Below are 16,858 nucleotides of genomic sequence, written 5' to 3'. Positions count from 1 at the left end.
CTCTCAGAACCAGCGGGAGAGTTCCAGCGCCGCGCCGTCGTCGGCGACGTGGGCCGTCACGGCGTCGGCGATCGCCTGGACCTCGTCGGGGGCGTTGCCCATGGCGACCCCGCGGCCGGCCCACTCGAGCATCTCGATGTCGTTGCGGCCGTCACCGATGGCGAGCACGTCGGCAGGCTCGAGGTCGAGCTCGTCGCAGACGTACGCGAGGCCGGATGCCTTGGAGACGCCGACCGGAGTGAGGTCGAGCCACGCGGTGTAGCCGACGACGTAGTCGATGCCGTGCAGGCCGAGCTCGCGACCGAGCTCGAGGAAGTCTTCCGGGGTGGCATCGGGGTCGCGGATGATCACGCGGGAGACCGGCTCGGCGACCATCTCCTCGACCGTCGCGATGACGTTCTCGCCGCCGCCGAGCTCACCCGCGGGGAAAGGACGGTTCATCCGGTAGCCGATGCCGCGGTTCTCCACCGCGACCAGCACGTTCGGGCGCCGCTCCAGGATCTTTTCCACGGCCGTCCGAGCCTCGAAGGTCTCCTCGTGCACCACGTCGAGCGGTGGGTAGCGGAGCACCACCGCGCCGTTGGAGGCGACGACCCACAACCGCTCCGCGTCCTCAGCCGGAAGACCGAGCAGGTCGGCGATCCCGGTCATCGAGTGGGCAGAGCGGCCGGAGGAGAGCACCACGTGAGCGCCGGCCTCGTAGGCACGGCGGACTGCGTCGCGCACCTTGTCGGAGAGCTCCTCGCCGGGGACGCCGCTGACGCCTTCCGAGCCCGTCGCCGGACTGTCCATCCAACGCAGCAAGGTGCCGTCGATGTCGAGCGCGACGAGCTTCGGTTGCCAGGCTGCCTCGCCAGGCCTGGCGGTGGTGCTCTCCGTCGTGCTCACTTCTGGATCGGCTCCAGGACCTCGCGCCCGAGCCACTTCTGCAGCGCCTTCGGCACCCGCACCGACCCGTCGGCCTGCTGGTGGGTCTCCAGGACGGCGACGATGGCGCGGGTGATCGCGGTCAGGGTGCCGTTGAGCGTGGCGACCGGGGTGGTGCCATTCTCGGTGCGCTGCCGGATGTCGAGGCGACGTGCCTGGAAGGTGGTGCAGTTGGACGCCGAGGTGAGCTCGCGGTACTTCCCCTGGGTGGGGATCCACGCCTCGCAGTCGAACTTCCTCAACGCCGAAGGACCGAGGTCACCGGCGGCGACGTCAATGACCTGGTAGGCGAGCTCGAGCTTGTCCAGGAACGCCTTCTCCCACTCGAGGAGACGCTGGTGCTCTGCGTACGACTCCTCGACGGTGGTGTAGACGAACATCTCCACCTTCTCGAACTGGTGGACCCGGATGATGCCCTTGGTGTCCTTGCCCGCCGAGCCGGCCTCCTTGCGGAAGCACGACGAGAAGGCGGCGTAGCGCAGCGGGAGCTTCTCGGGGTCGAGGATCTCGTCGGAGTGGTAGGCCGCCATCGGCACCTCCGAGGTGCCGACGAGGTAGAGGTCGTCGTCCTCGATCTTGTAGACGCCGTCGTCGACCTGGTCGAGGAACCCGGTGCCCGCCATCGCCTCGGGGCGGACCAGCGCAGGGGCGATGACCTGGGTGAACCCGGCCTCACGGGCCTGCTCCATCGCCAGGTTGATCAGCGCGAACTCGAGCTCTGCGCCGACACCGGTGAGGAAGTAGAAGCGGCTGCCCGAGACCTTGGCGCCTCGCTCGAGGTCGATCGCGCCGAGCATCTTGCCGAGCTCGACGTGGTCGCGCGGCTCGAAGCCCTCGGCCTCGAAATCGCGGGGCTCGCCGACCTTCTCGATCAGGACGAAGTCGTCCTCACCACCGGCCGGCGCGTCGTCGGCGAGGTTGGGGATGGCCCGGAGAGCCTTCTTCCACTCCTCCTCGGCAACACCTTGCGCCGCCTCGGCCTCCTTGACGGCCGCTGCCAGCTCCTTGACCTCGGCGAGCAGCTGCTGCTTCTCCTCGCCCTTGGCCTGCGCGACCTTCTTGCCCATCTGCTTCTGCTCGGCCCGCTTGGCCTCGAAGTCCGCGATCGCCGCGCGCCGGGCGCTGTCCGCGGACAGCGCCCGGTCCACCACGTCAGAGGACGCGCCGCGGCGCTCCTGCGAGGCACGTACGCGGTCGGGGTCTTCGCGGAGGATGCGCGGGTCGATCATGCGGCAAGGCTAGTCGACCGGACCACCAGATCTCACTTCAGTAAACGGAGCTGAGTGGGCGTCGCGCAGGTCAGCCGCGGCGGATGACTCCCTCAGCGGACCCCGAACTACGGAATCCGTACGCGGCGCTCGACCGAGGAGCTGGCGTCCCGGCCAGTCCCTCCGTCGCCGTAGTCGCGGCCGTAGCCACCGATGAGTCGGTCGTTGCCGGAGTTCCCGTAGAGGTAGTCGTTGCCCGACAAACCCTCGAGGCGGTCTGATCCGCCGAGACCGATCAGCTTGTTGACTCCGCCGTTGCCGCGTAGGACGTCGGCGTAGTTCGTGCCGGTCAGCCGCTCGAAGGTCAGCAGGCGATCCGCGCCGGCGCGAGTCGACTGGACCGCGGACGTGTTGAGCGCGACCCTCACGCCGTTGCGTACGTTCGAGTACGAGACGGTGTCGGTGCCCGACCCGCCCTCCGCGCGATCGTTGCCGTGACCGGGGAAGATCGTGTCGTTGCCGCCGCCGCCCAGGAGTACGTTGTTGCCGCCGTCTCCGGCGAGTCGGTCGGAGTAGCTACTGCCGGTCAGGTTCTGCATCCCCGCGAGGGTGTCGCTGCCGCCACCCCCGGTGACCCTGGTCATGGTCGCTGAGACCGCGCCGGTCGCAGTGGCGTATGAAGCCGTGTCCGCCCCTGCGCCGCCGTTCAGGGAGTCGTTGCCGGCGTTGCCCGCCAGGAGGTCGTTGCCATCGTCACCACGCAGGGTGTCAGCGCTGTCGCCGCCCTCCAACGTGTCGTTCCCCGAGCCGCCCTCGAGGCGGTCGGTGCCGGCCTCGCCCTTGAGCCGATCGGTCCCACCGCCACCGAGCAGGCGGTCGGACCCGATGCCACCGAGCACGTAGTCGTCCCCGTCGCCGGCGCTGACGATGTCGTTGCCTGTGTCGCCGTAGACCTTGTCATTGCCGGAGCCGGCGTCGAGCGAATCGTTCTCCGACCCGCCGCGGATCTCGTCACCACCACCGTTCCCCACGATGGTGTCGGCCCCGGCGTCCCCGAAGAGCTTGTCGTAACCCACGTCGCCGATCAGCTTGTCGGCCCCGTTCCCGCCGCGCAGGGTGCCGGCCGCCTCAACGGTACGCAGCGTGTCGTCGCCGTCGCCGCCGGAGGCGATCGCGGGATGTCCCTGGACCTCGATCGTGTCATTGCCGGCACCGCCGTCGACCGGTGCGCCGGCGTACCGCCCACCCACCAGGACGTCGTGACCGTCTCCGCCGTCGGCAATCCCCTCGTCCCCGTAGTGCGAGGCGTGGATCGTGTCGTCGCCAGAGTCGCCGTACAGGCTGTTGCTCTCGATGGAGCCGCCGTGCCCGGACGCGTCGAGGTTGTCGTTGCCAGCGCCTCCGTGGACGACGTCGTAGCCGGAACCGTCGTCGATAGCGTCGTTACCGTCTCCTCCGTCGACCACATCGGCTCCGTATCCGGCGTTGATCCGGTCATCACCAGCACCGCCGACGATCCGATCGTCCCCGTCCTCGCCCCAGATGGTGTCCGCGCCGTCACCCGCGTCGACGGTGTCGTTGCCGTCACCCGCGTCGACGACGTCGGCGCCACCGCTGGCCTCGACGATGTCGTCGCCCTTGCCGACCTCGATCGTGTCAGCCCCGCTCGTGCCGGTGATCGTGTCGGCGTGGTCCGTCGCCGCCACCGACTCGAAGCCGGCAAGGGTGGCTCCCCACCCGGTGACGCCCGCGGCCATGTCGAACGTGATGCCGGCCGAACTCACGATGGAGATGTGGTCCTTCGCGAGGTCGTCCGAACCGCCGTCGACGACGTCGTGATCGGGAGCGACAGAGACCGAGATCGAGTCGCTCCCGAGCCCGGCCCGGACGACGTCGCTGCCGGGACCGGGAGAGAGCAGGTCGTCGCCGCCTTCACCGAAGAGCTGGTCGTCGCCGTCTCCCCCGAACACGTTATCGTCACCGGCGCCGCCGTGGAACGTGTCGTTTCCGGCCTCGCCACGGAAGCCGCCACCGTTGCCGTCCGCGTAGTAGACGTCGTCACCGTCGCCTCCGTAGGTGCTCTCGATCTGCTTGCCGCCGCGGATCAGGTCGTTGCCCGCTCCAGCACGGATGACCGAACTGTCGCCGTTGATGGTGTCGTTCCCGTCGCCGGCGTCTACACGGTTCCCGTACGCCGGGTAGAGGACATCGTTGCCCTGACCAGCAGCGATCGTCGCCATGCCCGGGCCTGCAACGCAGATGGTGTCGTCTCCGCCCAGCGCATCCACGGAGACGCCCGCCGGAACGAAGATCACGTCATCGCCCTCTGTTGGGACCTGACCCTCGACCGAGAGGTCGACGGTGACGGGTTTCCCGCCGCACTCGCCGTCCGCGGCGGCGGCGGAGCCGGCGAGGAGACCACCGACGCCGAGAGCGGCGGCGGGGACGGACAGGAGCCCGAGAAGGGCGTACGACGACACGCGAGCGCGCATGAGAGACCTCACAACAAACGAAGGACCGAGGGGTGCCGGCGCCGACCCGAATCATGCGCGGAGTGCGAACGATAGCGTTCCTCACCATCCGTTGCCCCGGGTTATGACCAGCCCGTTCATTCACTGTGTGGAAGACGTATCGCGCATACTGACTGATCGTGCTTGACCTATCCCGCCGTGCCCTGCTGCTCTGGGCGGCTTCGCTGTTCGCCCTGAGCGCCCTGATCGGGATCGCGGCGGTCAACGCCTGGCCGCTGGTCTCGACGATCGACGAGCTCGGCCGGGACGCGACGGAGGTGACCGCGGAGTACGCCTGGATGCTCGACTTCTGGCACATCGTCGAGGTCGGCACCGACTGGTACGTGATCGTCGGGGTCGCGCTCCTGGTCGCCGCGGGGCTGTTCCGCAAATATCCTCGCGCCGCGGTCTACGTGCTCGGCGTCGTGGTGGTCACCCTGGTCGTACGCCGCGGGGTGGTGCTCCTGGTCGACCGGGACCGGCCCTGGTGGCAGCTGACGCCCTGGTTCCACGACTCGCCGTCCTACCCCTCCGGCCATGCGACCGGGATCGCGGTCCTCGCGGGCGTGATCGCCGTGGTCGTGACGATGTTCGTACGCCGCCGCGGCATCCGCCGCCTCGCCTACGCGGGCCTCACGCTGATGGTGGTGCTCGTCGCCGCCGACCGGGTCTTCCTCGGCCGCCACTACCCCTCCGACGTGCTCGGCGGGATCGTCTTCGCCGCCGGGGCCGTTCTCCTCGGGATGGCCCTCTACACACCGCTGCCCGCCTCCCACGCGCTAGGACGACGGCCCCTGATGGACTCGGTGCGCGGCAACCGCAACATCGCGGTGGTCCTCAACCCGATCAAGGTCGAGTCGGTCGAGCAGTTCAAGACCATGGTGAACGCGATGGCCGAGGAGTCCGGCTGGAGGGCCCCGACCTGGCACCTGACCACGATCGAGGACCCCGGCACGGGGATGGCGCGCGCTGCCCAGGCAGAAGGCGCCGACCTGGTGCTCGTGTGCGGCGGGGATGGCACCGTACGCGAGGTCTGCTCCGCCCTGGCCGGCACCGGCATCGCGGTCGGGATCGTCCCCGGCGGCACCGGCAACCTGCTCGCCCGCAACCTCTCGATCCCCCTCTACATCCGTGCCGCGATCGACGTCGCGCTCACCGGGCAGGACCAGGCCATCGACCTGGTCGAGGTCTCCGGTGACAACCTCGAGGACACCAACTTCCTGGTCATGGCGGGGATGGGCTTCGACGCCGCGATCATGAGCGGCGTCAACGAGGACATCAAGAAGAGGATCGGCTGGATGGCCTACGTCCTGTCCGCGTTCAAGAGCCTGATGTTCCCGGCGATGCGGCTGGAGATCTCCGTCGACGGAGGCGAGTTCACCAGGCACCGGGCGCGCACGGTCGTCGTCGGCAACGTCGGTTACCTCCAGGCGAACATGCCGCTGCTGCCGGCCGCCGCGCTCGACGACGGGCTCGTGGACGTCGTGCTGCTCTATCCGCAGCGGTTCTGGTCCTGGGTCCCGCTCGCGGTCCGGGTGCTGAGCAAGCGGCCGCGCACCGACAACCTGATCAACCGGATGACCGGCGCCAGCGTCGTGATCCGGACCAACCACGACCAGCCGCGTCAGCTCGACGGAGACACGATCTCCGAAGGTCGAGAGCTGCGGATGCAGTGCCTCCCCGGTCGTCTGCTCGTACGCGTGCCACGCTGACCAGAGGTCCCTATTCGGTCCCGAATCTGGACGACACGCAGGGAGGACAAAGTCCCAAGAATACGGGTATAAAGTCCCGATTCAGGCGTGTTTTCAGCGCGTTTGTCGTCGATATCGATGCCTGATCGAAGCGACTCGCTGGCACAGATGCGTTGTTGAGAAGTAAATATTCATAAGGTGTCTGACACGACTCGGCGTGAGCCGAGTCGGCGTCTTCGCGCCCGGGCTCAAGCCAGACTCCGGCCGACGACGTGGCATGACCCACACACTGGTCGGACATCCCCCGCGACCAGTGGTCGACTCCCGGGCCGTCCCACCCGCAGCCCGGGTTTGAAAACCGGCACGCTCGGAACGGTTCCCCCGCCGCACCCGAGCGTGCCGGCGTCGTTTTGCTCGGTATCAGCTGGGTATCAGCTCCCGGGATCAGCTCCGGATCAGCTCCGGATCAGCTCCGGATCAGCTCCGGATCACCGCTGGGGCCTCGCCTGCTGGACGGCCTCGGCTTCTTCGGGCGACATCAGCTGGGACGACTCCCATCCGCTGATGCTCTTCGCGTACGACCTCGCCTCCGTGCGCCCGTGGATCGAGGTCAGCACCACCCCGTCGCCGTTGTCGTCGAGCAGCGCCAGGCACCAGCTCAGGTGGCCGCCGGCATCTCCGAACGCGTCGAAGCGCACCACGGCGAGGTGGCGCAGATCCATCGCCGACTCCGCGCGCAGGGCCGCGACCTCGGCGCGCAGACCGGCGACGTCGGTCGGCAGCGACTCGACGGCGGCAGGGTCGGGGCGGCGTACGTCCTTCGTCTTCTGCCAGGCCGCTCCGGCGAAGACCAGAGAGGCGATTGCTGTCAGCAGACTGAGAATTGCAAGAGCGAGCACATCGGGCGAATCTAGACTGTCGCTGTGTCCGAGCCACATCGCATCGCCTATCAGGGCGAACCAGGGTCCAACTCACACATGGTGTGCCAGCGGTACTACCCCGAGCTGGAGTCGGTGCCGTGCGCGTCGTTCGAGGACGTCTTTGCGGCCGTCGAGGCAGCCAGCGGTGAGCAGAGCGCGTCGCTGGCGATGATCCCGATCGACAACTCTCTCGCCGGGCGAGTGGCCGACATCCACCACTTCCTCCCCGAGTCCAACCTCCACATCATCGCCGAGCACTACCTGCGGATCCGGTTCCACCTGCTCGGCCTTCCCGGCGCGCCTCTCGACGGCATCCGTACGGTCCACTCCCACGTCCACGCGCTGGGCCAGTGCCGCAACATCATCCGGGAGCACGGGTTCACTCCGGTCGTCTCCGGTGACACCGCCGGCGCCGCCCGCGAGGTGGTCGAGGCCGGGGACCCGACGATGGCCGCGATCTCTCCGCCCCTGGCCGCCTCGATCTACGGGCTCGACGTGCTCGCCACCGACATCGAGGACGCCGACCACAACACCACCCGCTTCGTGGTGCTCTCGCCCGACTTCATCCAGGCTCCCGCGGACATGGGTCCGGTGGTGACCTCGTTCATCTTCAACGTACGCAACATCCCGGCAGCCCTCTACAAGGCGCTCGGCGGCTTCGCGACCAACGGCGTGAACATGACCAAGCTCGAGTCCTACATGGTGGATGGGAAGTTCACCGCCACGCAGTTCCTCGCCGAGGTCGACGGTCACCCCGACCAGCCGGGCCTGAAGCGGGCCCTGGAGGAGCTCGCCTTCTTCACCACCGACGTGAAGCTGCTCGGGGTCTACCCCGCCGACCCGGCACGGCTCTGAGCGGTGGCGGACAACGAGCAGACCGCTGATCTCGGGTTCGCTCGCGTCGATCTCGACCGGGAGCGACGCACCGGCGACCCCGAGGTCGTGTACGCCGAGGGCAAGGCGCCCGAGCAGGTCGTCGCGATCCTTCGTCGGCTGCATGAGGAACATCCGACGCGCGCGGTCCTGGCGACCCGGGTCTCCGCCGAAGCAGCAGACCTGGTCGCGACCAAGCTGCCCACGGCGGTCCACCACGCTGATGCCCGGGCGGTCACGCTCGGGCCGCTCCCGACTTCGCAGGGTCGGGTCTGCGTCGTCGCCGCCGGGACCACCGACGGTCCGGTCGCGGCCGAGGCCGCGCTGACGGCCCAGGTCCACGGCGCCGGGGTCGAGCGGATCACCGACGTCGGTGTCGCCGGGATCCACCGGCTGATGGCCGTACGCGACCGGCTCGAGGCCGCCGACTGCCTGATCGTCGTCGCCGGGATGGAGGGCGCGCTGCCCTCGGTCGTCGGCGGGCTGGTCGGGGTGCCGATGATCGGGGTGCCGACCTCGGTGGGCTACGGCGCTTCCTTCGGCGGGCTGGCGGCGCTGCTGGCGATGCTCAACTCGTGTGCTCCCGGGGTGACCGTGGTCAACATCGACAACGGCTACGGGGCCGGGGTCGCGGCGGCTCGGATCGCGCGGCGAGCCCGGGGAGGCGCGCAATGACCCAGTCTGCGAGCTGTCGATGAGGGTCTGGGTCGATGCATCCTCCGGGGCGTCCGGCGACATGCTGCTCGGCGCTCTGGTCGACGCGGGTGTCCCCCTGTCGGTGATCACCTCCGCTGTCGACGCGGTCGCCCCCGAGCCGGTACGCCTTGACGCAGAGCCGGTGACGCGTGGGGCGCTCGCCGCGACCCGGTGCCACGTCGAGATCGCCGACTCGGCCCATCACCGCACCTGGACGGACGTGCGCGCGCTGCTCACCGGGGCTCCGCTCGACTCCTCCGTCCGGGACCTCGCACGTCAGGTCTTCGAGAGGCTCGCGGTCGCCGAGGGCGCCGTCCACGGGATCTCGCCCGAGGAGGTGCACTTCCACGAGGTCGGCGCGCTGGATGCGATCGCGGACGTCGTGGGGGTCTGTGCCGGCTTCGCGCACCTCGGCGCCGACGAGATCGTGGTCTCTCCTGTCGCGGTCGGCTCCGGCTCGGTCCGGGCCGCGCACGGCACCCTGCCGGTGCCGCCGCCGGCGGTGGCGCGGCTGCTCACCGGCGTACCTTCCTTCGCGGGGCCTCCCGGGCATCCCGCGATGGAGCTGTGTACGCCGACCGGTGCCGCGCTGCTCACCGCGGTCGCCACCTCGTGGGGCGACCAGCCGCCGATGACGACCCGAGCGATCGGCGTCGGCGCCGGCAGCAGAAACCCGGAAGGCTGGTCGAACACCCTGCGCCTGCTGATCGGTGATCCTGCGGATCCCGTGGCCGGAGACGGCATCTTCCCGCCACGGCGGGAAAATTCACCGACCGAGCTCGTCATCGAGGCGAACATCGACGATCTCGAGCCGCGACTGATTCCCGGGGCTCTCGACGCACTTCTGGCGGCCGGCGCGCGGGACGCCTGGGTCACGCCGATCCTGATGAAGAAGGGCCGGCCGGCCTACACGCTCCACGCCCTCACCCCCGCCGCTGCCGTCGACGCGGTCCGGCGAGTGTTCTTCCACGAGACGTCGACGATCGGCGTACGCGAGCATGAGGTCCTCAAGCACGCTCTGCCCCGCGAGATGCTGACCGTCGCAGTCGGCGGACACCCGATCGCAGTCAAGGCCGCTCGCCTCGACGGCGAGACCGTCAACCTGCAGCCGGAGTGGGACGACGTCGCCCGCGCCGCCGCCGCGCTCGGTCGTCCGGCGATCGACGTACTGGCCGAGGCCAAGATAGCCGCACTCGCCGAGACGTCAGCCCCGTCGGCCGAGACGTCACGCCCGTCGGCCGAGTAGGCATCATCGTGACGCCTCGGCCAGCGCACGTGACGCCTCGGCCGACGGCAGTGACGCCTCGGCTGGCGGTCGGTGGGACGATAGGGGCCGGACGTAAAGAACTGGAACGGAAACACTGATGGACATCACCGTGGTCGCGCTGGCCTTCGCCGCGATCTTCGTCGTCGAGCTCCCGGACAAGACGTTCCTGGCAACGTTGGTGCTTTCGACGAAGTACCGGCCGTTCTTCGTATGGCTCGGCGTGGGCGCGGCGTTCGCTGTCCAGACGCTCATCGCGGTCGCGGTAGGCGGTGTGGCGACGCTGCTCCCGACCGACCTGATCCACATCATCGCCGCCCTGCTCTTCCTCGGTGGCTCGGTCCTGCTGTTCATCGAGGGGCGTCGCCACCACGGCACCGCGACCGAGGAGGACGGCAGCGAGTTCGCCGAGAAGGCCAAGGACGTACGCGGCTTCCGCCAGGTCCTGGCCAGTTTCATGGTCCTCTTCGCGGCTGAGTGGGGAGACCTCTCCCAGCTGTTGAGCGTCTCGCTCGCGGCCCGCTACCAGGAGCCGGTCTCGGTCTTCATCGGCTCGTGGGCCGCGCTGCTGGCGGTGTCGGGGCTTGCGGTGCTGCTGGGACGTACGCTGCTCCGGTTCATCAAGCTGCACGTCCTGCACTACATCGGCGCCGTGGTCTGCCTCGTCCTGGGCATCTTGACCCTGGTCGAGGTGCTCACCTGAGTCGGGTTCGCCTAGGCTGCCCGGCATGGTTGAACTTGGCGCCGACAGCGAGGTCGGACGACTGCGTACGGTCATGCTCCACCGACCCGGTCGGGAGCTCACCCGCCTGACGCCGCGCAACAACGACAAGCTGCTCTTCGACGGCATCCCGTGGGTGAAGCGGGCGCAGGACGAGCATGACGCCTTCGCGGCCGCGCTGCGGGATCGCGACGTCGAGGTGCTCTACCTGACCGACCTGCTCACCGAGACCCTCGAGGTCCCGGAGGCCAGGCAGCGGGCGCTCGACAACGTGCTGGGTTCCCTCACCCTCGGCGACACCCTGCGGGCGTACCTGGTCAATGCCCTCGCCGACGCCGGGCCCGCCGAGCTGACCGACCACCTGACCGCCGGCATCCGCAACGACGAGGTACGCGGCGGCCACGGCCTGGTCACCAGCCTGCTCGCCCATGACGACTTCCTGATCGACCCGCTCCCCAACCTGCTCTTCACCCGCGACTCGTCGGTGTGGATCCGCGACCGGGCCACGGTCACGTCGCTGGCGATGCCGGCACGCAAGCGCGAGACCGCGCTCACCGAGCTGATCTACCAGTTTCACCCGCGCTTCCGCTCCAGCCCCCGCCTGCACGGCGCCCACCTCGAGCACGTCGAAGGTGGTGACGTGCTCCTGCTGGCTCCCGGCGTCGTCGCGGTCGGGGTCGGGGAGCGTACGACCCCCGCCGGGGCCGAGCGGCTCGCGCGGCAGGTCTTCGCGGAGGGTCTCGCCCACACCGTGCTCGCCGTGCCGATCGCACAGGAGCGCGCGACGATGCACCTGGACACGATCGCCACTCTGGTGAACACCGACAAGATGGTGATCTACCCGAACGCCGTCGACTCGCTGGTGGCGTACGCCGTGACCGCCGCTGACGACGACGGCCGTCTGAACATCGCTTCCCCGCGCCCGTTCCTCGAGGTGGCTGCCGAGGCGATGGGCATCGACAAGCTCCACCACGTCGACACCGGACTCGACCCCGTGGCCGCCGAGCGCGAGCAGTGGGACGACGGCAACAACACCCTGGCGCTGGCGCCGGGCGTGGTCGTCGGCTATGAGCGCAACACCCAGACCAACGAAGCCCTCGAGGCCGCCGGGATCGAGGTCATCGCGATCGCCGGCTCCGAGCTGGGCTCCGGACGCGGCGGGCCGCGGTGCATGAGCTGCCCGATCGCTCGGGACCCGTTGCCTGCATAGGTGACTACACCCGCGGGTAACCCCTGTAGACGAACATCGTTGATCTCTGTAACCGCCGTCACCTAGCGGCAGCCACCCCACAGCCGACCGAAGGAAAACCTCGTGACCGAGTCGTTCTTCTCCACGTTCACGCCCAAGGAGATCGCGCACATCAGCGCCACCGGCACCCGCGTACATCTGCCGGAAGGCTGGTCGCCGATCTGGGAGGACACCCCGCCGGACAAGGCGTACATCATCCTCGACGGCACCGTCTCGGTCCGCCGAGACAAGGAGGAGATCGCCCAGTGCGGTCCCGGTGACATCATCGGCGAGGCGGCGATCCTGCGCGGCTCGCTGCGCACCGCCTCCATCGTCGCGCTCACCCCGCTCGACCTGATCCACCTCAGCGCCGACAAGCTGCAGCAGCTCTCCGTCGAGATGCCGTCGTTCGCGAAGGCGCTGGAGAAGGTCGCCAAGGACAGGTTCGGCTCCTGACCCAGGACGAGCAGGCCGACGAGGGCCGCAGCCGCGAGGCGGACATCGAGCTGACCGAGGCACTCGCCGTGGTCGAGGCGTTCGTCCTCGGCCAGACACCCACGCTGACCCGCACCGAGGTCGCGGCTGCTGCTGGCGTACCCATGGAGGTCACCGAGGACCTGTGGCACCACCTCGGCTTCCCCCATGCGGGCGAGGACGAGATCGCCTTCACCGAGTCCGACGTCGAGGCGTTGCGGATGACGCAGGAGCTCATCCGCCTCGGTGTCCTCAGCGAGGACCGGCAGGCGGCGCTCGTCCGGACCTGGGGACGCTCCTACGCGCGCCTGGCCGAGTGGCAGACCTCGCTGCTGGCCGAGGTGGCCCGCGAGCGCGGCGGCGACGAGGTCGAGGATTTGGTCGCGCTGAGCGCGCAGGTGCTGCCGATCGTCGAGTCGCTGCAGGACTACGTCTGGCGTCGACATCTGGTCAGCGCCGCGCGGCGGATGCTCACCGTCGCCGACGCGTCCGCGGTGCCGTTGGCGGTCGGGTTCCTCGACATCGTCGGCTACACCGCCCGCTCCAAACGACTCACCGACAAGGAGCTCGTCGACTGGGTCGAGGCGTTCGAGGACACCTGCTCCGACGTCGTCGTCGAGCACGGTGGGCGGGTCATCAAATACCTGGGTGACGGGGTGTTCTTCACCTTCGAGGACGTCTCGGCCGCGGCCCGGACGGCGCTGGAGCTCGCCTCGCTGGGCGACGATCGCGACAGTCCGTTTCCGCACGTCAGAGCCGGGATATCGTATGGTGACGTCGTGCTCAGGCTCGGCGACGTCTTCGGTCCGACGGTCAACATCGCCGCCCGGCTCACGACCCTTGCCCGGCCCTCGTCGGTGGTCATCGACGAGAACGCCGCGGCCGCGCTCGAGGACGTCGACGGCTTCCGGGTCGAGAAGATGCGGCGTACGAGCGTGAAGGGCTACTCGCGCCTGCAGGCGTTCCGGCTGCGCTCCCGATCCGACTGAATCGGGCCAGAGTAGTCGGGCCCGGCGAGGTGCTCCCGCGCCAGGCTTGATGGCGAAAGGAGGATCACATGATCGGCACGCTCAACACCCTGGTCGACCTGGTCGAGGCCGAGGTCGGCAACGGCCTCGCCGGCGAGGTGGACGTGGCTCGGGTCGCTCGCGACCACGGCACCACGGAATACCACCTGCGGCGGATGTTCTCGGCCCTGGCCGGGATGCCGCTGTCGGAGTACGTACGCCGCCGCCGGATGACCCTGGCCGCCGCCGACCTGATCGCCGGCGCCCCCGACCTCCTGGAGGTCGCGGTGCGCTACGGCTACGGCTCGACCGAGGCGTTCGGGCGCGCGTTCCGTGCCGTGCACGGCTCGGCTCCGGCCGACGTACGCCGATCCGGTGGTCCGCTACGTACACAACCCACGCTCAGGTTCCGCCTGAGCGTCGAAGGGAGCACCCCGATGGACGTCACCATCAACGACATGCCCGAGCTGCGACTGGTCGGCCACGCTGCCAAGGTCCCGCTGATCCATGAAGGCGTGAACCCGCACATCCAGGCGCACATCGCCTCTCTCCCGGCTGAGGAGCATGTCCGGCTCAAGTCGCTCAACGACACCGAGCCGCGCGGCATCCTTGCCGTCACCGAGTCCCCGTCGCCCGACGCGCCGGAGGGATCGATGATCACCTACCTGCACGGCGTCGCGATGACGGCGTCGGGGTCGGTGCCGGACGGGCTCGACAGCATCACCGTGCCCGCTGGCGCCTGGGCGGTCTTCGCCTCCAGCGGCCCGCACCCGGAGACGCTGCAGCGCCTCTGGGCCGCGACCGCGACCGACTGGTTCCCGTCGAACCCGTGGCGGCTCCGCCCGGGGCCTTCGGTGCTGCGCTACCTCGAGCTCACCGAGACGTACGCGTCCTGTGAGCTCTGGATGCCGGTCGAGCAGTAATCACGACGCTGGTCGAGCCGGATTCGTGAGGTACGAACGAATCCGTGTCGAGACCAACACGGCCCGCCGCGCTCGATAGGACCGTGTTGGTTTCGACACCGCTCGCTAGCGCTCGCGGGCTCAACCAGCGGGGTCAGCGGATGGTCACCTGTCGGTTGGCGAGCCCGGCGCGAGCCGAACGCACCTCGGGGGTGATCTCGGAGTCGTCGGCCAGCGTCTCGTCGAGCAGCTTCTTGAACGCCACCGCCGGCTCCTCGAGCGCCTCGGCGCCGGTGCCGACCGGGACGTCCCAGACGGGGGCGAGCAGTCCGTGGGCGCGGAACATGCCGACGAAACGGGCGTCGGGGACGATCACGTCGTCACCGGCCACGTGCAGACGGGCCAGCGCGGTCAGGAGCGCGTCCTCGGGCTCGGGCATCACCCAGCGGAGGTGCTCCTTGGCGCCGACCGAGGTCCAGTACGCAGCCTCGACCGAGGTCAGCCGCGCGGTCGGCAGCACCGACTCGTTGGCGTGCTCGAGCGCGTGCTCGAAGTCACCCTTGTCCTCGACGTCGCCGAGCCACCAGTCGAATCCCTCGTGGACGGTGACGTCCAGGGACGAGTTGGTGACCAGGTCCTGCAGCCTCGGGCCGTCTCCGGGCGCGGTGGTGAGGCCGAAGACGCCGGACTCACCAGCAGCCCGCGCCTCGAGAGCCAGGAGCAGCGCGGCAGCGATGTCGCGCGACACGTCGCCGTAGTTGTGCTGCACCTGCAGCCCGGCCCAGACCTCACCCGAGTCACGCGACATCGCCGGCGCAGCGCCGGGGAGCAGGGTGCCCAGTGTGACGGGGGTCGACTCGTAGCCCTTCACCGTCAACGACACCGTCGCCGACGGCACCAGCTCACGCAGCGCGACCAGGTCGCACTCGCCGGGCAGCCCCTCGAACGGGCGTCCCACGAAGGCACCTCCGGCCGCACCGTGGCATGCCTTGTAGCGCTTGCCGGACCCGCACGGGCACGCCGCGCGCGGATTGGGACCGTCCGTCGGGGCCGCAGCCGCCTGACGGTTCTTGACTCGGGACTTCTTGGCCACGGCCAAACCCTAACCTGCCGGGGCCGTGCTCCGTGTAACACGTCGTTCGTAGTACTACTCGCCCTATCGGATAGGGCGAGTAGTACTACGAACGACGTGTTACATGTGCGCCTCAGCCGCCGAGCAGCCCCAGCATGAACCCCGGCCGGTCGGTGATGACCGCCTTGACCCCGAGGTCGAGGCAGAGCTTGAGCTGCTCCTCGGTGTTCACGGTGTAGACGTGAAGGTTGCGGCCCTTCGAGGCCAACCGACGGGCGAGCTTGGGGTGGGCGGTGAGCATGTCGATCCCGGCGCCGAGCCACCAGTCGGGGCCGATCGTGTGCTTCAGGAGTGACCAGTTGGGCGCGCGGTCGATGAGCTGGACGACAGGTACGCCCGGCGCCAGCCGCTCGACGCGCTGCAGCGCGGTGAACGAGAAGCTCATCACCCGCGCCGGGCTGTCCGGGCCTGCCCAGCCGAAGTCGTTGAGCACGTCGACGAGCCGACCCTCGGTCAGCCCGCCGTAGCGCGTCGGGTGCTTGGTCTCGATCGCCATCTCGACGCGGCGGTCGTAGTCCCGCACGGTCCGCAGCAGCCGATGGAGCGTGAGCACCCCGCGCTTGTCCAGGTCGGGTGCCTCGTCCTGCCCGTCCCAGAACCCGTTCTTCCAGGCTGCGAAGTCGATCGCCTGCAGTTCGGCGAGCGTCATCTCCGAGACCAGCCCGCGCGCCCCGATGCGACGCAGATGCCGGTCGTGGACACAGACGAGATGTCCGTCCATCGTCAGGCGTACGTCGCACTCCAAGGCGTCCGCACCCGCATCCAGGGCTGCGACGTACGCAGCCAGGGTGTGCTCCGCGATCTCATGACTGGCGCCGCGATGCGCGACCACCTGGGGCCTCATGTGCAGATTGTGGGCCATCCGGCAAAGTCTCGTCGCGCGACACGAGCGAAGCGGCTAGAACGGAACGAGCTCGAGACGGCCGACCGTGACGAAGGCCGCCAGCGACCAGAAGACCAGGTCACCGGCGGCGGAACCCCACTCCTTGCGGATGATGCGGGTGGTGGTCGCGCCGGTCATGAGCAGGACCAGCCCGAGCGCGGCGAGCGGCACCAGCCAGGTGGCGGTGCCGGTCACCGCCGGCAGGATCAGTCCGGCGGCGGCCAGCACCTTCATCACGCCGATGACCTTGAGGAAGCCCGCCGGGAAGTCCTCGGCGTAGTGCCACCCCTCGAAGGCGTTGCGAAACCTCTCCTTCGACAGCAGCAGCATCGACAGCCCGCCGGCGAGGAAGCCGACGGCCAGAAAGATGGTCACGATCCACACGATGATGTTCATGCCATCGAAGACGATGTACGCCGCCC

16 protein-coding genes are annotated in these 16,858 nt (G+C 69.2%); 9 read left to right on the top strand and 7 right to left on the bottom strand.

Features of this window, described 5'->3' with window-relative positions; all coding sequences use genetic code 11:
* Positions 1-3: 3 nt before the first annotated feature.
* From IEY84_RS10470 to IEY84_RS10460, 3 genes are all read right to left on the bottom strand, one after another.
* Entirely contained in the window at positions 4-888 is an 885-nt protein-coding gene (locus tag IEY84_RS10470) for an HAD family hydrolase (RefSeq protein WP_183542793.1), read from the bottom strand.
* Positions 885-2,156: a serine--tRNA ligase gene (gene serS, locus IEY84_RS10465; RefSeq protein ID WP_183542791.1), complete on the bottom strand. Its 1,272-nt coding sequence runs from the start codon at positions 2,154-2,156 to the stop codon at positions 885-887. The genes IEY84_RS10470 and serS overlap by 4 nt, the downstream gene beginning before the upstream one ends.
* 107 nt (positions 2,157-2,263) lie before the next feature.
* Positions 2,264-4,627, bottom strand: a complete 2,364-nt coding sequence (locus IEY84_RS10460; RefSeq protein WP_183542789.1) for a calcium-binding protein — start codon at positions 4,625-4,627, stop codon at positions 2,264-2,266.
* 158 nt (positions 4,628-4,785) lie between these two features.
* Here IEY84_RS10460 and IEY84_RS10455 point away from each other — a divergent pair, with 158 nt between their 5' ends.
* A complete protein-coding gene (locus tag IEY84_RS10455) occupies positions 4,786-6,357 on the top strand; it encodes a bifunctional phosphatase PAP2/diacylglycerol kinase family protein (protein WP_183542787.1) in 1,572 nt (523 codons plus the stop codon).
* Positions 6,358-6,824: 467 nt separating this feature from the next.
* On the opposite strand, the gene IEY84_RS10450 is transcribed toward IEY84_RS10455, so the two are convergent.
* Complete coding sequence (locus IEY84_RS10450) at positions 6,825-7,235, bottom strand: DUF4446 family protein (protein ID WP_229788576.1); 411 nt, start codon at positions 7,233-7,235, stop codon at positions 6,825-6,827.
* A gap of 24 nt (positions 7,236-7,259) precedes the next feature.
* Here IEY84_RS10450 and IEY84_RS10445 point away from each other — a divergent pair, with 24 nt between their 5' ends.
* The 8 genes from IEY84_RS10445 to IEY84_RS10410 all read left to right on the top strand — a co-directional run bounded on the left by IEY84_RS10445 (position 7,260) and on the right by IEY84_RS10410 (position 14,442).
* Positions 7,260-8,111, top strand: coding sequence for a prephenate dehydratase (locus tag IEY84_RS10445; protein ID WP_183542783.1), 852 nt, complete (start codon positions 7,260-7,262; stop codon positions 8,109-8,111).
* Positions 8,112-8,114: 3 nt separating this feature from the next.
* On the top strand, positions 8,115-8,804 hold the full coding sequence (larB, locus tag IEY84_RS10440) for a nickel pincer cofactor biosynthesis protein LarB (protein ID WP_183542781.1): 690 nt from the start codon (positions 8,115-8,117) through the stop codon (positions 8,802-8,804).
* 19 nt (positions 8,805-8,823) lie between these two features.
* Positions 8,824-10,071 carry a nickel pincer cofactor biosynthesis protein LarC gene (larC, locus tag IEY84_RS10435; protein WP_183542779.1) on the top strand — a complete coding sequence of 416 codons (1,248 nt, stop codon included), beginning with the start codon at positions 8,824-8,826 and terminating at the stop codon, positions 10,069-10,071.
* A gap of 118 nt (positions 10,072-10,189) precedes the next feature.
* On the top strand, positions 10,190-10,792 hold the full coding sequence (locus tag IEY84_RS10430; RefSeq protein WP_183542777.1) for a TMEM165/GDT1 family protein: 603 nt from the start codon (positions 10,190-10,192) through the stop codon (positions 10,790-10,792).
* 25 nt (positions 10,793-10,817) lie between these two features.
* Positions 10,818-12,020 carry an arginine deiminase gene (locus IEY84_RS10425; RefSeq protein WP_183542775.1) on the top strand — a complete coding sequence of 401 codons (1,203 nt, stop codon included), beginning with the start codon at positions 10,818-10,820 and terminating at the stop codon, positions 12,018-12,020.
* Positions 12,021-12,122: 102 nt separating this feature from the next.
* Positions 12,123-12,494 (top strand): Crp/Fnr family transcriptional regulator, encoded by a 372-nt coding sequence (locus IEY84_RS10420; protein ID WP_183542773.1) that lies wholly within the window; start codon positions 12,123-12,125, stop codon positions 12,492-12,494.
* 68 nt (positions 12,495-12,562) lie between these two features.
* Positions 12,563-13,501: an adenylate/guanylate cyclase domain-containing protein gene (locus IEY84_RS10415; protein ID WP_183542771.1), complete on the top strand. Its 939-nt coding sequence runs from the start codon at positions 12,563-12,565 to the stop codon at positions 13,499-13,501.
* 68 nt (positions 13,502-13,569) lie between these two features.
* Entirely contained in the window at positions 13,570-14,442 is an 873-nt protein-coding gene (locus tag IEY84_RS10410) for an AraC family transcriptional regulator (protein ID WP_183542769.1), read from the top strand.
* Between the two features lie 133 nt (positions 14,443-14,575).
* Here the strand turns inward: IEY84_RS10410 and IEY84_RS10405 are convergent, their stop codons facing one another.
* From IEY84_RS10405 to IEY84_RS10395, 3 genes are all read right to left on the bottom strand, one after another.
* Entirely contained in the window at positions 14,576-15,514 is a 939-nt protein-coding gene (locus IEY84_RS10405; RefSeq protein ID WP_183542768.1) for a DUF5926 family protein, read from the bottom strand.
* Positions 15,515-15,626: 112 nt separating this feature from the next.
* Positions 15,627-16,397 carry a glycerophosphodiester phosphodiesterase gene (locus IEY84_RS10400; protein WP_229788575.1) on the bottom strand — a complete coding sequence of 257 codons (771 nt, stop codon included), beginning with the start codon at positions 16,395-16,397 and terminating at the stop codon, positions 15,627-15,629.
* 54 nt (positions 16,398-16,451) lie between these two features.
* A complete protein-coding gene (locus IEY84_RS10395; RefSeq protein WP_183542764.1) occupies positions 16,452-16,832 on the bottom strand; it encodes a DoxX family protein in 381 nt (126 codons plus the stop codon).
* Positions 16,833-16,858 lie beyond the last annotated feature (26 nt).

Origin of the sequence: Nocardioides albus (genome assembly GCF_014648255.1) — a bacterium.
Taxonomy (GTDB): domain Bacteria; phylum Actinomycetota; class Actinomycetes; order Propionibacteriales; family Nocardioidaceae; genus Nocardioides; species Nocardioides albus.
The sequence above is the reverse complement of the archived record's forward strand: the minus strand, read 5'-3'. Positions and strand labels throughout refer to the sequence as shown.

What these genes read in the sequence shown, in the direction of transcription:
- serS (WP_183542791.1), bottom strand. Translation starts at nt 2,156, where the DNA reads ATGATCGACCCGCGCATCCTCCGCGAAGACCCCGACCGCGTACGTGCC.
- IEY84_RS10460 (WP_183542789.1), bottom strand. Translation starts at nt 4,627, where the DNA reads ATGCGCGCTCGCGTGTCGTCGTACGCCCTTCTCGGGCTCCTGTCCGTC.
- larC (WP_183542779.1), top strand. Translation starts at nt 8,824, where the DNA reads ATGAGGGTCTGGGTCGATGCATCCTCCGGGGCGTCCGGCGACATGCTG.
- IEY84_RS10430 (WP_183542777.1), top strand. Translation starts at nt 10,190, where the DNA reads ATGGACATCACCGTGGTCGCGCTGGCCTTCGCCGCGATCTTCGTCGTC.
- IEY84_RS10425 (WP_183542775.1), top strand. Translation starts at nt 10,818, where the DNA reads ATGGTTGAACTTGGCGCCGACAGCGAGGTCGGACGACTGCGTACGGTC.
- IEY84_RS10410 (WP_183542769.1), top strand. Translation starts at nt 13,570, where the DNA reads ATGATCGGCACGCTCAACACCCTGGTCGACCTGGTCGAGGCCGAGGTC.
- IEY84_RS10400 (WP_229788575.1), bottom strand. Translation starts at nt 16,397, where the DNA reads ATGAGGCCCCAGGTGGTCGCGCATCGCGGCGCCAGTCATGAGATCGCG.
- IEY84_RS10395 (WP_183542764.1), bottom strand. Translation starts at nt 16,832, where the DNA reads ATGAACATCATCGTGTGGATCGTGACCATCTTTCTGGCCGTCGGCTTC.